The following is a 14337-nucleotide window of genomic DNA, read 5'->3' as shown; positions in this document are numbered from 1 at the left end:
GTCGCCAGCGTGGCGACGGCGTTCCTGAGCGTCCAGCCATGGAAGGACGTGCCTCCCACCATGCGTCCTGACGACCAGCCTGCGGTGCTCCACACCGTCAGCGTGGACTTCGGCACGGTCGTCGACCCGGAGACCGACTGGGCCGAGGTCGACGAGCGCCTCGACGCGGCGGGCGCCAACGGCGTCGAGCTCTCCGCCGGGCGGGTGGAGTTCACCGCCTTCGACTGGCCTGCCCACCCCGAGGACGCCGCCGAGCCCGGCAGGGACCACATCGCCCGGGCGGCGCGGGTCCTCCAGAAGACCTCGGACGGGTCGGTCCGTCACTTCGGGCTGATCGCGGACGCCTATGTTCCAGAATGGATCAAGGGGGACCCCTCGATCGCCGGGGTCCTCGCCGACGGGACCCGGTCCCGCTACCAGGCCTCCGCCAGCCAGCTGACCGACGGCGCCGTGGGGCGGCGGCTGGTCGAGTTCGTCGCCACGCTCGGAGAGCGCTACCAGCCCGCCAGCATCTCGGTCACGGAGCTGTTCCTCAACGCCTCGTTCGGCGAGGACGACCTGGAGCTGTTCCGACGCATGACCGGAGAGTCCGGCTGGCCCCTCGCGGCCGACGGACGACCCGACGGGGACGCCGAGGTGGTGACCTCGTGGCGTTCACGGGTGGTGGCCGACCTGCTCGACCGCATGCGGCGTGCCCTGGACGAGGTCGAGGACGGTCGGACGATCGACCTCACGATGGAGGTCCGCGTCAACTGGGAGGATCCGGCCATGGGACGACCGGGCAGCGGACACGGCTACCGGACGCTGCTCGGCAGCGTCGACCGACTCCTCCTGTGGGCGTACCTCTACCGCGACCGAAGGCCCGAAGAGCTGGAACGCCTGACTGCAGGACTGGCCGACGCTGGGCTGGACATGGAGCGCTTCGCCCTCTCCGTCGGCCTCTGGGCAGATCGACCGGAGACCGAGCAGAGCACACCGATCGCACCAGATCGGTTTGAGCGTGCCGTCCGCGAGGCCCAGACCAACGGAGTGAGCTACGTGAACGTCACCCCGCTCTCCCTGATGACTCAGGAGCACTGGGAGGTCCTGGAACGTCTGTGGGGGCCGAAGCAGTGAGCGGAAGGTCAGGGAGCACCACCTCCACCTGCGTACCGACCCCGACCTCGCTGCGGATGTCAAGGGTGCCGCCGTGCTCCGCGACCACCGCCTGCACCAGCGACAGCCCGAGCCCGATGCCTCGCACCCGTCGCCGCCGGGAGTCGTGCGTCCGGTAGAAGCGCTCCGTGATCTTCGTGAGCTCTTCCTGCGAGATGCCGGTCCCGTGGTCCGTCACGGTGATCCGGGCCGCCCCGTGACCTTCCTCCGTGGTAGCCGAGTGCACGGAGACCGTGACCCGGCCGCCGTCCACGCTGTACTTCACGGCGTTGCTCACCAGGTTGTCGACCACCTGCTCGACCCTGGTCGGGTCCGTGACGAGCTGCACCACCGGGTCGCCGCCGACCTCGATCTCCACGTCGGCCGCGCGCGCCGCGGGAAGCTGTGCCTTCACGGCGGCCTCCACCGCCTTCACGACGTCGGCGTTGGAGCCCGACAGCGGTGCACCGAAGACGAGCTGTGCGCTGGCGAGCAGGTCGTCCACGAGTCCTCGCAGGCGCTGGGTGTTGCGCTCGAGCACGTCAATGTATTCCTGCTGCTCCTCGTCGAGGTTGGCTCCGCTGAGGCGCAGCAGCTCGACGTAGCCGAGGATGGAGACCAGCGGTGTCCGCAGTTCGTGGCTCACGAGGCTGATGAACTCGTCCTGTCGGCGCTCGTCCTCCCAGCGACTGCTCACGTCGGTCACGACGAACAGGTAGCCGGGCGACAGGTCCGGGTCAGCCCCCTCCAGCCGTGGTCGCGCCGTCACCACGTACTCGAGGTGGCGCACGGCACCGTCGACGTCGTGGTCCTCCAGCTCGGCCATGTGCGCACCGCCGGTGCTGGCCTTGCCGACGAGCCTGGAGAGCTGCTCCTCACCCGGTGCTTCGCCCCGGCCGGGGTCGCGACGGGAGTCAAGGTCCCGGTCGCCACCCTCGGAGACGACGGGGATGACGTCGGTGACGTGCATGGCCAGCAGCTCCTGCTCCGAGCGCGCGAACATGCGCTGCGCCCCGGAGCTGACCGAGAGGATTGCCCCTCGCTCGTCGGTCCCGATGATCGCCTGCTCCGTGGCTGCCCGCATGACGCTGCGCAGGGTGTCCCGGGAGGCCGCGAGCTGCCGGGCCCGGCGCGCCACCTCGTCCTGGGCCAGCGCCAGTCTCCGCCACTGGAAGCGGATGAGGGACACGGTGGCCTGGGCGCGGACGCCCACCGCCCCGAGCACTGCCATCGTGACGACGAGGTGCACGGTGGGATAGATGCGGTCCACGCCCGCCAACACCGGAGCCACCATGACCGCACAGGAGACCACCAGTCCGCTGGCCAGAGCTGCAGCGCCCGTCTGCAACGACAGGCCCAGCAGGGGAAGGAGGAGCAGAATGTCCAGCGTCCACATCTGCAGTCCCGCACCGACATCCATCATCCCGACCGCGATCATCTGGAACAGCGGTGGGAGACAGCGCACCCATCGTGGACACCTCTCCCAGGGCGTGAGGCTCGCGGCCACCTGCACCAGAGCCACCAGAGCCAGGGAGAGCCACAGCAGCGCCGGTCTCCGGACGTCCACCACGGCCAGGACGATGAGCGCACTGACGCACAACGTGACCGTGGCCGGCACCTGTCGAAGCCCTTCTGCCGTGTCCTTGTACCAGGCGCGTCCGAGGCGACTGTGCAGCACGAGGGAGTCGGAACGACTCTGTGGCCAACCCACGAGGGGGTCGGCCATCACGCCAGCGCCCCGGCCCGGCCGTGCGCCTCCTGACCCTCCACCGCGAGGCCCAGCCTCACCGCGGACGTGTCCACCATCAGCTCGGTGGCCCGCAGCGTCTCCAACGGCTCGACCTCCTCGGCTGGGCTGAAGCGGCTCCAGTACCGAGCCGCGGCGCGCACGACGTCGGGCTGCATGTACTCGCGGTGGGACTGGGAGGCGTACGCCGCCAGCATGCGCAGCTTGGTCTCCACGAAGCCGTCGACGTCCACGAACCTGTTGGGCATGAAGCTGACCGTCGAGGACGGACTCTGGAAGCACCACACACTGGGCACTCCCCGGGCCGCGACTTCGACCGCCGAGTGGACGGCACGGTGGTCCTGGTGCCGGTCGTGGATCCCGTGCATGTAGACCCGATCAGGCTCGACCCGGGCCACCACCTCCTCGATCGCCGTGATCAGGCCGGGAGCGACGTCCATCCGGGTGTCGGGGAAGTCGAGGTGCACCAGCTCCGCGCCCACCACCGCGGCAGCCGCCGTAGCCTCTGCGTGCCGGGCGGCCGTGTCACCGCCGACCGCCCCCTGCGACATGGTGAGAATCGTGATCTTGTCACCCGCCGCCGCATGGGCGGCGAGCGTGGCACCCACGCCGATCTCGACGTCGTCGGGATGGGCCCCCACGGCCAGCACCCGTTGGTGGTGCGCCTCGCGGCGCGAGCGGGTGACCCGGGCGAGCTCCGTGGCGCGCTCGACCACCTCTTCGGCTGCCACCGGCTTCGCCAAGAACTCGTCAGCTGCCTCGCGCAACGCCTGGACTGCGTGGCTGTAGGTCGGGTAGGCCGTGACGATCATGACGGTCAGGTCAGGATCGAGGGCGTGCACCTCCGGCAACGTCTCCAGCCCGGAACGGTCAGGGAGCGCGATGTCGCTGACCAACACGTCGTACGTCTTCGCCCGCAACGCCTCCAGCGCCTCGGCCGACGTGCTGGCGACGTCCACCTCCATGCCGCCGTACCTCTCCAGCGTGATGCGCATGAAGCGAGCGGCGTCGGCGTCGTCCTCGAGCACCAGCGCACGGAAGCGGTCGTCTTCCATCTACACCTCCCGAGGGTGATTTCACACACTACGCGCAGGGCCACCTCTTCACCTACGCCCTCGAGCGCCTCCCAGCTCGCGGGCCAACCCGCCTGCAAGACGGCGCGTGATCCGCCCGTCCCCCAGGCCGAGCTCGACCAGCTGGTCGAAGACCCGTGGGTCGTGGGTCGCAGAACGGATCCCGGCGTCGATGACGGGCGCCATCCGCGCGAGGCGGCCGGCAGCCCAGGTGTGTCGCAGGTGCCGCCCCAACAGGCGTCCGACCGCGAAGCGGAGCTGCGAACCGGCCTCGGCCGGCTCCTCGCGGGCCAGTGCCTGCGCGGCCACCCGGCCGGCGAGCGCACCCGTGGCCACGGCGTAGTAGATGCCCTCACCGGTCATCGGATTGACCAGACCTGCCGCGTCCCCGGTGAGCAGCACGGGACCGTCGGGTTGTTCACGGCCCGACCGCCAGGACGAGAGGGGGAGGTGGTGCGCGCGCCAGTCCGTGCCGGTCTCGACCACGCCCGGCACCAGTCGTTCGAGCTCGCCGAGCATCAGCTGCCGGGTGAGCGGCGCACCGTCGGTGGCGAGCTCGCCGTAGCCGACGTTCGCGAGCCCGTCACCGCGGTCGAACGACCACGCGTACGCGGGCTGGACCCGGTCGCCGAACCGGATCAGCTGTCGTCCCGCCAATCGCCCGGAGACCGGCGCGTAGCCGCGAAGTGCCACCGCCCGGGGTCGCGCGCCCTTCGGGGAGACTCGGCCACCCGCGCGCACCAACGCCTGACGCACCACCGAGTGCGCTCCATCGGCGCCGATGACGACCGTGGCGCTGAGCAGCCCGTCCAGCACCGTCGCGGCCGGCGTCGACGCCACCGCGCGCACCCGGTGCCGCAACAGGGTGGCGCCGGCCGCCGTCGCCCGTTCCACGAGGCGCGCGTCGAAGACCGTACGGGGGACCACGTGGACCGGCCGGCGCATGCGTCCCTGCACCACCTCCTGCCCGTGGGCCAGGTCGAGACGTTCCACGGGGTGCCAGCCAGTCACCACGTCTGCCGCCCCCAACGGAGCGAGGACGTCGAGCACGTGGGGCGCTATCCCGTCGCCGCAGCACTTGTCACGGGGAAATGCCTCCCTGTCCAGGAGTGCCACCCGCAGGTGCGGCGAGTGCTGCAGTGCAGCAAGGGCCGCCGTCGCGCCGGCCGGCCCGGCGCCGACGACGACGAGGTCCCAGTCCGCCCTGCCCTGCACGCCGCTCACCGCGCCGCCACCACGAGCACCGCATCCACCAGGGCGATCGCCACCGCGGCCCGGAACGGGGTCCGACCCCGCGCCAGCACCGCCACCACCCCCAGGGCCACCACGACGACGAGTCCCGCCAGCACGAGCGTCCGCGGTGCTGAGGAGGTCCCGGTGGCCGCGACCACGGATCCAGCGACCAGCACCACGGCGGCGGCGACGGTGGCTCCTCCTGCGCCGAGCCGGTGGGGCAGTCCCCGCACCCCGGTGGCGGCGTCGTCGGCCAGGTCCGGCAGGGCGTTCACCAGGTGGGCACCAACACCGAGCATCGCCGCCGCGAGCGGCACCCAGGCGGCAGGGAGGGCGGGGGGCTGACCAGCCAGGGCGACGAAGACCGTGAGGCCGCCGAACGCCGCGGCGTAGGGCAGCCACGACAGCACGGTCGACTTCAGGCCGAGGTTGTAGGCCCACGCGACGGCGACGCAGCCGAGGTGCACGAGTCCGGCCATCCACCCGCAGGCCAGGGAGAGCACCACCGTCGCCACCACGGCCGCCCCGCAGGCGAGACGGGTCAGGCGCACGTCCAGCTCGCCGGTGGCCAGCGGCTTGTCGGTCCGACCGACGACGGAGTCACGGGCCCGGTCGACGAGGTCGTTGGACCAGCCCACCGTGAGCTGCCCGAAGAACACAGCTGCGCCCACGAGCACGACCCGGACGGGGCCGAGGCCTTCGGACACCGCGAGCGCGAGCGCGAGGGCGGTCACCGCCACCACCGGGCCGGGGTGCGAGGCCCGGACGAGCGCGAGGGCGCTCACACCGGCCTCGCGAGCTGGTCCACCGCGGCGCTGAAGACGCCCGGCAGCCTCTGGGCCGCGGGGACCACCATCCGGCGTGCCACGTCGCTGCGGGTCCCCAGGAGCAGCCCCCGGGTGAGCAGGTCGTGCCGACGCCCCAGACGACGGGCGCTGCCCTCGTACGCCTCGGGGTCACCCGCCACGATGGCGCGGACCGCCGCCTCGGCCTGGCCCGCGCCGAGGGCGATGCCCTCCCCGGTGAGGGCATCGACGTAGCCGGCGGCGTCGCCCACCAGCAGCACCCGGCCCCGCACACGCCCCACGACGTCCTGACGCAGCGGCCCGGCGCCGCGTACGACGCTGCGGGGGCTGCCCTCCAGTCGGGTGAGAAGCGCGGGAAACTGGGCAAGATGCTCGTCGAAGTGCGCCCGCTCGGCACTCAGCACGGCCACGCCGACCTCGTCGGGACCCACCGGGGTCACGTAAGCCTCTGCCCGACGCGACCAGTGCACCTCGACGAACGCCGTCCACGGAGCGACCAGGAAGTGACGCCGCAGCCCGTGGCGTCGCCGTGCGGCGCGGCGCGGCCCGGGGCGGCGACGGGCCGCTGCGTCGAGGCCCACCATGCGGCGCACCGGCGAGTGCAACCCGTCGGCAGCCACGAGGAAGCGGGTCGGGGTCCCGTCCACGAGCAGGTGGTCGTCACGGTCGACCAGCTGACGGACGCGTGTCGGCTGCACCTCCACCCCGGCCTCCGCGACCCGTTCCAGCAGGGCAGCGTGGAGCCGCGTACGCCGAGCGCCAAGCCCTGGGCCGTGCCGGAAGGGCGCCTCGGCGACGTGTCCGCTCCCGTCGAGGTAACGGATCCCCGCCAGCGGCACTCCGGGCACCTGCACGCCCAGGTCCCCCAGGCGCGCCACTGCTCCGGGCATCAGTCCCTCCCCGCAGGCCTTGTCCACCACCCCGGTTCGGGGCTCGTGCACGACCACGTCGAGTCCGGAGCGAGCGGCGTACAGGGCGGTGAACAGACCGACCGGCCCCCCGCCGGCGACGATCAGGTCACGCATCGACCCGGTCCCCCTCGGCGCCCGGAGTCGGCAACGTGGCCAGTGCCTGCTCCTCCGCCCGGATCCGCACCGTGAGCAGGGCCGCGTTGGCGAGGGTGAAGACGAGGGCGGTGATCCACGCACCGTGGACCAGCGGCAGGGCCAGCCCTTCGACCACGACCGCCACGTAGTTGGGGTGCGAGAACCAGCGGTAGGGCCCTGAGCGCACCGGCGCCAGGCCGGGCACCACGATCACGCGGGTGTTCCAGCGCCGGCCCAAGGTGGCGATGCACCACCAGCGCAGCGCCTGGGCGGCGACCACGAGTGCCAGCATCGACCAGGCCAGGGCAGCGGGCACGTGCGGGCGGACCACGAAGGCCTCGACCAGCATCGCCACGAGGAACCCGGTGTGCAGGACCACCATCACCGGATAGTGGCCCCGACCGCTCTCGACGCCGCCGCGCGAGAAGCTCCACGCGGCGTTGCGGGTGGAGACCACCATCTCGGCGATCCGCTCCACTCCGACCAGCGCCACGACGACCACGAACGCGGTCAGCGTCGTCATGGTCGGGCGCCTTCGGGCGCACGGAGCAGCACCAGCTCGGAGCAGAAGCCCGGGCCCATGGCCATCAGCATGCCGAAGGAGCCGGGCCCCGGGGGGCGCTCCCTCAGGGTGTCGGCGAAGACGTGCAGCACGGAGGCCGACGAGAGGTTGCCGATCCGGCGCAGCGAGTCCCGGGTCAGCGCGACCTCGTGCTCGGTCAGGTCGAGGGCCTGACGCAGAGCGTCGATCACCTTGGGTCCACCCGGGTGGCAGATCCAGAAGCTGATGTCCGCACGGGTGAGTCCGTGGCCGGCCAGGAACGTGTCCACGTCGTCGCGGATGTACTGCCCCACGATGGCGGGCACCTGGGCGTCCAGGACGATCCGCAGGCCGGTGCTCCCCACGTCGAAACCCATCGTCCGCTCGGACCCGGGGTAGAGACGACTCCGGCTGTCGAGGACGCGGAGGGCGCCCGCGCGAGGGGTGCCGGCGCGCGAGGCCCCAGCGCCCACCAGCGCAGCGGCACCGTCACCGAAGAGGCCGCTGGCGACGAGGTTGGCGGTCGAGACGTCGTCACGCTGCACCGTGAGGGAACAGAGCTCGACGGCGACCAGGACGGCGACGTCGTCGGGGTGGCCGACCAGGTAGTCGTGGAGGCGGGCTGTTCCCGCGGCGCCGGCGACGCACCCAAGGCCGACCAGAGGCACCCGCTTCACGTCGGGCCGCAGTCCGACCACCGCGGCGATCCTGGCCTCCAAGGAAGGAACTGCGAGCCCTGTGACGGTGGCCGAGACGATCATGTCGACGTCGCTCGGCACCAGGTCGGCCGCCTTGAGTGCGTCCTCGAGCGCGCGGGCGCCGAGCGTCACCGCGTGCTCGAGGAAGAGGTCGTTGGCCTGGTCGAACGAGGCCAGCCCCGCGTAGTCCTCAAGCGGCAGGACCAGGTGCCTCTCCTCCACCCCCGCGTTGGCGTGCAGGGCGCGCATCTTCCGCTCGTCCAGAGACCCGCCCGTCACCACGTCGACGAGCGCATCGGTGATGTCGCCCTGCTGGTGACGGTGCGGAGGAAGGGCGCCGACGACTGAGAGGATCTCCATGGCGTCCGATGTACCCCTTTCGTGCTCGTGCAGACGGCCCCGCAGCGACCTCACCCGCGTGAGCGCCAGTCGCCAAGAGCTGTCGCGGCCTCCCGGGCTCAGCTCACTCGCTGGCGCTCACCCAGGCCGCGAGCCAGCCGACCTCGCACGCGGCGTCCAGCAGGTAGGTCCAACGGATCCGGCCGCGGGGCACGTACACGAGGTCGATCGCCAGCAGCGTCGTCGCCGTTCCCACGCCGAGCAGGTGGGCCTGCTCACCGCCACGCCCCTCGATCTGGGCGACGCCGACCGTCGTCAGGAGTCCAGCGACGGTGTACACCAACCAGCGATCCGTCTTGGGGCCGTACACAGCCTCGAAGCTACGGATGCCCAGCAGCGGCCACACCCCACTCACGACGTTGAAGGCGCCGTGGGCGCGGGCCACCGAGGAGGCAGCGAGGCGCGTCATCGTCCGCGCCCGTACGTGTTCGCGTCACGGTCTCCGCGGCGTACTCGCTGGGCGCCGCCCTCCCCTGGACCCCTCATCCCCGTCTCCCCTCCGTCGGCGTCCGGTCGCCATGTCGGTACCCCGTCGGGCCGTGTCCATCCAGCCCGGACACATGGCCGAATCTGATCCCCCCGGGGGGTTATGCTACTTTCGAAGAGATATCCCCCCGGGGGGATACGAGCGCCCTCCTCGGGGACGGGATCCCCCACGGAACTCACAGTCGCCCGCTGTTCACAGAACGGAAGCCACACCCCCATGAACACCACCCCTCCCGGCCGCTGGCCCGGCCCGCTGGGTCGCCTCGGCATCTGGGTCACCGACCACGCCAAGCTCGTGACCATCTCCTGGTTGGTCGCCGTGATCGGCCTCGGCATCTTCGCCCCGCAGGTGGAGAAGAACCTGTCCGGCGCCGGCTGGCAGGCCGACGGATCGGAGTCCGTGGCAGCCCGAGAGCTCGCGCGTGAGCACTTCGGGGGCAACGCGTCCTCCGCCATCCAGGTCGTCGTGCACTCCACGGACGGTCCCGTGACCGAGGGTCAGGGCCGCCAGGTCCTCGCCGCCGTCACGTCGAAGCTCGAGGCCGAGCCGCGCATCGCCGACGTGGTCGCCCCGTTGCCGGGCGCCACGCTCTCTGCAGACGGCTCGACCGCGATCGTGCTCGCCGGCGCGGGCGTCGACACCAACGAGATGGTGAAGGTCGCCACGGACATCAAGGCTGACCTCGAGGCGCTCTCCACGGACGACGTCCAGGTGAACCCGACCGGGTCCTCCCTGCTGTGGAGCGACTTCAACGAGGCCAACCTCGAGGCGATGCTGAAGTCTGAGTTCATGTCATGGCCGGTGACCCTGGCGATCCTGGTGCTCGCGTTCGGCGCGCTGGTCGCCGCCGGACTGCCGCTGATCCTGACCCTGGCCGGCCTGGTTGCCTCTGCAGGCTCCTTGGTGCTGATCAACGAACTCATCCCGGTCTCGATCTGGGCAATGAACTTCGCGATGATGTTCGCGCTCGCGCTGGGCATCGACTACGCACTCTTCCTCGTCGTGCGCTACCGCGCTGCCCGGGCTGCGCGCCGGTCCGCCGACCCAGCACTCCAGCGCGACGATCGACAGTGGGCCGTGGCCCAGACCATGGACACCGCTGGAAAGGCGGTCCTGCTCTCGGGGATGACGGTTCTCATCTCGCTGTCGGCCGTCATGCTGGTCCCGTCCCCCTCCTTCCGGTCCATGGCCGGCGGCATCATGATCGCGGTCGTCTTCGTGCTCGCCGCCACCCTGACCCTGCTGCCGTTGGTGCTCTTCAAGCTCGACGACCGGATCAACAAGCTCGCCCTCCCGTGGGCGCGCACGGCGGAGCACCGCTCGCCGAGGTTCGCCGCCTGGGGTGAGCGTCTGTGGAAGCGTCCCGCGGTCTGGGGACTCGCCTCGCTGATCATCCTGCTGGCTCTCGCGGCCCCGATCCTGGGCCTCAAGACCGCCATGCCGTCGATCAAGGTCCTGCCCGAGGACGCCTCGGCACGGGTCGGTTACGACCTGGTCCAGGACGCCTTCGGCGAGGGTGCCCCCGGCACCCTGCAGATCGTCGTCGACACTGACGAGGCCCCCGTCGCTGCCCGGGTCCTGGCCGGGCAGCCGGGCATCGCCAACGTCATGCCCGCCATGCCCGCGGCCGACGACTCGGGACTCGCCCTGATCCAGGCCGTGCCCACCGTCGACCCCTCGGACCCGGAGCTGGACGCGATCGTCGACCAGCTCCGTGCCGACCTGCCCTCCTCGGCGCTGGTGGGTGGCGCTCCGGTGGAGAACCTCGACCTCAAGAGCCAGCTCGACGAGTCGACGCCCCTGGTGATCGGTGTGGTCCTGGCGCTCGGTTTCCTCCTGCTGCTGGTGCCTCTCCAGGCGCCACTGATCTCCTTGCTGGGCACCCTGGCCAGCCTGTTGTCGACGGCTGCCGCCTTCGGCGTGGCCCGCCTGATCTTCCAGGAGGGGTTCGGCGCCGACTTCCTCGGCTTCGAGTCGCAGGGCTTCCTCGACGCCTGGGCACCGGTGTTCTTCTTCGCGATGATCTTCGCGATCGCGATGGATTACACGGTCTTCCTCCTCGCTTCCGCGAAGGAGCACTACGAGCGCTCCGGCGACGCCAAGGAGGCCATGGTCGGCTCGTTGGCCCACTCCGGCCGGGTCATCTTCGCTGCTGGCGCGGTGATGGTGGCGGTGTTCTTCACCTTCGCGCTCTCGGGCCCGATCCCGCCCAAGGAGATGGGTGTCGTCCTCGGCGTCGCCGTGCTCCTCGACGCGTTCCTGGTCCGCCTGGTCCTGCTGCCGGTGATGCTGCGCCTCACCGGCGACGCCGCCTGGTACACCCCGGCGTGGCTCAAGAAGGTGCTGCCGAACATCACCTTCGCCCACGACTGAGCAGCACCTCTCCCGTCCACCTTCCAGATCCCCTCCCCCACGAATCGGAGAAGCACCATGTGTCGCCCCACCACCTGCCGCACCTGCAAGAAGACCACCTGGGCTGGCTGCGGCCAGCACGTCGCCCAGGTCAAGGCCGCAGTCCCCGCCGCCCAGTGGTGCGGCGGGCACCCCCGCGGCGAGCGTCGCTCCTTCCTGTCGCGGCTGCTCGGCCGTTGAGCAGGGAGAGCACTGTGAACATCGACCGCGCCGTCCTCCTGCTCGCCGGGACGATCGTGCTGGTCAGCGTCCTGCTGGCCGTGACCATCTCGACGTGGTGGCTGCTGCTCACCACCTTCGTGGGCCTCAACCTGACGCAGTCCAGCATCACCGGGTTCTGTCCGGCAGCTGTCCTGCTGCGGCGGGCCGGCGTCGCTGAGGGCTGCGCCTTCAAGTGACAGCACGGGTGCCAGCGTCCACCTCATGCCGAGGTGGACGCTGGCGCCCTTTTCCTGCTCCAGACGATGTGGACGACAACTCGCCGGGGTGAATGCGCGAGCTCCGCAGGGAACCGCCTGCTAGTCACCACCCACGGATGCCACCTCGGGATGGCCGACCCCCTGCTGGGCCTTCGTGCTCCCACTGGCGTCGGGGACCTCGCCCGGCTCGTTCTTCGGTGCGTGCCTGCCCGACGTCCGCCGCGCGCCCCACACGGCAGGACCGAGGAGGAACAGGGTCGACGGCATCAGGAATGGCCTCACGACGCCGGCGTCGAGCACGACGGCCATGGCGAGCCCCAGCCCCAACTGCCTGACGATGCTGACCTCGGCCACCATGAACGACATGAACACCGCGATCATGATGAGAGCCGCCGCGCTCACCAGCCGTGACGTGCGCTCGGAACCCCGAGCGATCGCCAGAGGATGGCTGGCGCCCAGGACGTACTCCTCCTTCATCCGGGAAGCCATGAGCACCATGTAATCCATGCTGAGCCCGAAGATGATCGCGAACATCAGGATGGGCGTCACGCTGTTGATGGGTTCACCGACCACTTCCTGCCACACCAGGGTCAGGAGACCGAGTGCGGCGAGGACAACCAGGGCGTTGAGCCCCAGCGCCACGACCGGCAGGAGTGCGGACCTGAACGCGAACCCGAGCAGCACCAGGCTCAGGAGAAGGACCGCCACCAGGATGACCGGGATCGACGACTCCACCAGGGCGTCGAAGTCGTCACCCTGCGAGGTGGCCCCGGTGACGTACGAGGTGAATCCCGACGCGGCAGCCGCTTCACGGAGATCCTCCACCAGGGCGTGCGACTGCTCGGTGTCCGGCGGCGTCCTGGAGATGACCATCATCCTCACGAAGTGCGCACCTCCACGCTCCACAGCCAGGGTTGTCCCGCGTACAGCCACCTCACTCCCTGCGCCGAGCGCATCGGCCGCGCGGCCCTGCGGCACGCTGGCCGAGGCCAGGCCCAGGACCGACTGCACCAGCGGAGAACGCTGGGCCGAGGTCTCGATCTCTCGTCCGGCGCTGAGCAACGCCTCAGGGGTGCCCCCCGGCTCTCCTTGCAGAACCACCTGGATCGGGAACATCGAGGCAGGATCGAGGTCCCGGCCCATCATCTCGAGGCCTTTCCGGGAGTCCGCGGTGGCCGGCAGGATCTCCGCGCTGGCCACGGGCACCTGGAGCTTGATGAGCACCATCGGCACTGCTGCCAGTACCAGTGCTCCGGCGAGCACGCCTGCCGTGAGACCCGGGCGCGCGTGGGCCAGGCGAGTGCGCGCCCGCGGGACAGACGCCTTGCCATACCCGGGAAGCCTGCCCTTGAAGGCCCGGCGGCCGAGCACCGACAGCACCGCCGGAAGCATGGTCGTGGTGATGGCGATCGCGATCGCCGTCACCACGATGCCTGCCGTGGCAATGCTGGAGAAGACCATGTTGCCGGGGATGTACAGCGCCGCCAGCGCCGCGATCACGGCCAGGCCGCCGAACCTCACAGCGTGGCCGGCCGTCGCGACGGCGTTGAGGATCGCTGCCTTGGGGTCGATGCCGGCGCCCAGGTACTCCTCGTAGCGCTTCACCACGAAGAGGGAGTAGTCGATGGAGACTGCAAGGCCGATCAGTGAGACGCCGGTGGTGAAGAGGTTGGACATGTCGACCTCGCGTGCGAACAGGTATCCCACGCCGTGCGCTCCGACGATCGAAATTCCTGCCATCGCGAGGGTGATCAGTGTGGGAACCACCGCTCGATACACGAACAGCAGGACAAGGATGAGCAGCGGGAAGGCGATCATCTCGGCGGCGAGCGCATCGGCCTTGGACTGTGCGTTCAGGTCGTAGTCGAGCGCAGGGGCTCCGGTCACGGAGGAGCGGACCTGGGTCTCCTCAACAGCCTCACGGACGGTGGCACGCAGCTTCGCCACCTCGTTCTGTGTGGCCGTGTCAGTGGTGTCGTAGTCGACGTTGACCACGGCTGTACGACGACCGGAAGAGATGAGGCTGGGGTTGTCCCGGTAGTCACTGGTGCCCGAGACCCCGGCCCCTGTCGCCGCAGCCTCCGCCACCCGGTCGAGGGTCTCGTCGGTGATGGGCTCGGGTGAGGCGAGCACCACCTGGAGGCTGTTCGCCGCGTCGCCGAACGCCTCCTGGGCGACCGCCTGCCCGCGGAACGCGTTGCCCTCCGGGTCCTTGAAACCGCCGGCCTTGAGGTGAGGGCCGAGCTGCAGCGCAAGGAGGGCAGCCACGGCGGCAAGGAGCAGCCACACGGCGATGGTGGTTCTCGGCCGTTCGACCGACAGGCGGGTGATCATCGTGTGTG

At 70.7% G+C, this 14337-nt stretch carries 13 protein-coding genes; 4 read left to right on the top strand and 9 right to left on the bottom strand.

Translation table 11 applies throughout. The annotated features are described in order from the left end of the window. The first annotated feature begins 60 nt into the window (after window positions 1–60). On the top strand, window positions 61–1116 hold the full coding sequence (locus FCL41_RS07490; protein WP_212723094.1) for a hypothetical protein: 1056 nt from the start codon (window positions 61–63) through the stop codon (window positions 1114–1116). On the opposite strand, the gene FCL41_RS07485 is transcribed toward FCL41_RS07490, so the two are convergent. From FCL41_RS07485 to FCL41_RS07450, 8 genes are all read right to left on the bottom strand, one after another. Further along, on the bottom strand, window positions 1046–2860 hold the full coding sequence (locus FCL41_RS07485) for a sensor histidine kinase (RefSeq protein WP_137065456.1): 1815 nt from the start codon (window positions 2858–2860) through the stop codon (window positions 1046–1048). The genes FCL41_RS07490 and FCL41_RS07485 overlap by 71 nt on opposite strands. Next, on the bottom strand, window positions 2860–3936 hold the full coding sequence (locus tag FCL41_RS07480; protein ID WP_137065455.1) for a PIG-L family deacetylase: 1077 nt from the start codon (window positions 3934–3936) through the stop codon (window positions 2860–2862). Before FCL41_RS07480 ends, FCL41_RS07485 begins: the two co-directional genes overlap by 1 nt. Window positions 3937–3984: 48 nt before the next feature. After that, window positions 3985–5178 (bottom strand): NAD(P)/FAD-dependent oxidoreductase, encoded by a 1194-nt coding sequence (locus tag FCL41_RS07475; RefSeq protein ID WP_239021833.1) that lies wholly within the window; start codon window positions 5176–5178, stop codon window positions 3985–3987. Next, a complete protein-coding gene (locus FCL41_RS07470; protein ID WP_137065454.1) occupies window positions 5175–5972 on the bottom strand; it encodes a UbiA family prenyltransferase in 798 nt (265 codons plus the stop codon). Before FCL41_RS07470 ends, FCL41_RS07475 begins: the two co-directional genes overlap by 4 nt. Next, window positions 5969–7018, bottom strand: coding sequence for an NAD(P)/FAD-dependent oxidoreductase (locus FCL41_RS07465; protein ID WP_137065453.1), 1050 nt, complete (start codon window positions 7016–7018; stop codon window positions 5969–5971). Before FCL41_RS07465 ends, FCL41_RS07470 begins: the two co-directional genes overlap by 4 nt. Beyond that, window positions 7011–7562, bottom strand: a complete 552-nt coding sequence (locus tag FCL41_RS07460) for an isoprenylcysteine carboxyl methyltransferase family protein (protein ID WP_137065452.1) — start codon at window positions 7560–7562, stop codon at window positions 7011–7013. Before FCL41_RS07460 ends, FCL41_RS07465 begins: the two co-directional genes overlap by 8 nt. Continuing rightward, on the bottom strand, window positions 7559–8638 hold the full coding sequence (locus tag FCL41_RS07455) for a type III polyketide synthase (RefSeq protein ID WP_137065451.1): 1080 nt from the start codon (window positions 8636–8638) through the stop codon (window positions 7559–7561). Before FCL41_RS07455 ends, FCL41_RS07460 begins: the two co-directional genes overlap by 4 nt. 103 nt (window positions 8639–8741) lie before the next feature. Further along, on the bottom strand, window positions 8742–9086 hold the full coding sequence (locus FCL41_RS07450) for a hypothetical protein (protein WP_137065450.1): 345 nt from the start codon (window positions 9084–9086) through the stop codon (window positions 8742–8744). Between the two features lie 294 nt (window positions 9087–9380). Here FCL41_RS07450 and FCL41_RS07445 point away from each other — a divergent pair, with 294 nt between their 5' ends. The 3 genes from FCL41_RS07445 to FCL41_RS07440 are packed head-to-tail and all read left to right on the top strand — an operon-like array spanning window position 9381 to window position 11974. Continuing rightward, a complete protein-coding gene (locus FCL41_RS07445; protein WP_137065449.1) occupies window positions 9381–11537 on the top strand; it encodes an MMPL family transporter in 2157 nt (718 codons plus the stop codon). 57 nt (window positions 11538–11594) lie between these two features. Continuing rightward, window positions 11595–11756 carry a hypothetical protein gene (locus FCL41_RS17010; RefSeq protein ID WP_170970216.1) on the top strand — a complete coding sequence of 54 codons (162 nt, stop codon included), beginning with the start codon at window positions 11595–11597 and terminating at the stop codon, window positions 11754–11756. 14 nt (window positions 11757–11770) lie between these two features. Then, on the top strand, window positions 11771–11974 hold the full coding sequence (locus FCL41_RS07440) for a YgaP family membrane protein (protein ID WP_137065448.1): 204 nt from the start codon (window positions 11771–11773) through the stop codon (window positions 11972–11974). A 120-nt stretch (window positions 11975–12094) separates the two neighbouring features. On the opposite strand, the gene FCL41_RS07435 is transcribed toward FCL41_RS07440, so the two are convergent. Further along, complete coding sequence (locus FCL41_RS07435; protein WP_137065447.1) at window positions 12095–14329, bottom strand: MMPL family transporter; 2235 nt, start codon at window positions 14327–14329, stop codon at window positions 12095–12097. Window positions 14330–14337: the final 8 nt, after the last annotated feature.

This window comes from Nocardioides jishulii (assembly GCF_006007965.1).
Lineage (GTDB): Bacteria > Actinomycetota > Actinomycetes > Propionibacteriales > Nocardioidaceae > Nocardioides > Nocardioides jishulii.
This window is presented reverse-complemented; position numbering and strand designations above follow the sequence as displayed.

What these genes read in the sequence shown, in the direction of transcription:
- FCL41_RS07460 (WP_137065452.1), bottom strand. Translation starts at nt 7,562, where the DNA reads ATGACGACGCTGACCGCGTTCGTGGTCGTCGTGGCGCTGGTCGGAGTG.
- FCL41_RS07445 (WP_137065449.1), top strand. Translation starts at nt 9,381, where the DNA reads ATGAACACCACCCCTCCCGGCCGCTGGCCCGGCCCGCTGGGTCGCCTC.
- FCL41_RS07455 (WP_137065451.1), bottom strand. Translation starts at nt 8,638, where the DNA reads ATGGAGATCCTCTCAGTCGTCGGCGCCCTTCCTCCGCACCGTCACCAG.
- FCL41_RS07465 (WP_137065453.1), bottom strand. Translation starts at nt 7,018, where the DNA reads ATGCGTGACCTGATCGTCGCCGGCGGGGGGCCGGTCGGTCTGTTCACC.
- FCL41_RS07435 (WP_137065447.1), bottom strand. Translation starts at nt 14,329, where the DNA reads ATGATCACCCGCCTGTCGGTCGAACGGCCGAGAACCACCATCGCCGTG.
- FCL41_RS17010 (WP_170970216.1), top strand. Translation starts at nt 11,595, where the DNA reads ATGTGTCGCCCCACCACCTGCCGCACCTGCAAGAAGACCACCTGGGCT.
- FCL41_RS07485 (WP_137065456.1), bottom strand. Translation starts at nt 2,860, where the DNA reads ATGGCCGACCCCCTCGTGGGTTGGCCACAGAGTCGTTCCGACTCCCTC.
- FCL41_RS07490 (WP_212723094.1), top strand. Translation starts at nt 61, where the DNA reads ATGCGTCCTGACGACCAGCCTGCGGTGCTCCACACCGTCAGCGTGGAC.
- FCL41_RS07450 (WP_137065450.1), bottom strand. Translation starts at nt 9,086, where the DNA reads ATGACGCGCCTCGCTGCCTCCTCGGTGGCCCGCGCCCACGGCGCCTTC.
- FCL41_RS07480 (WP_137065455.1), bottom strand. Translation starts at nt 3,936, where the DNA reads ATGGAAGACGACCGCTTCCGTGCGCTGGTGCTCGAGGACGACGCCGAC.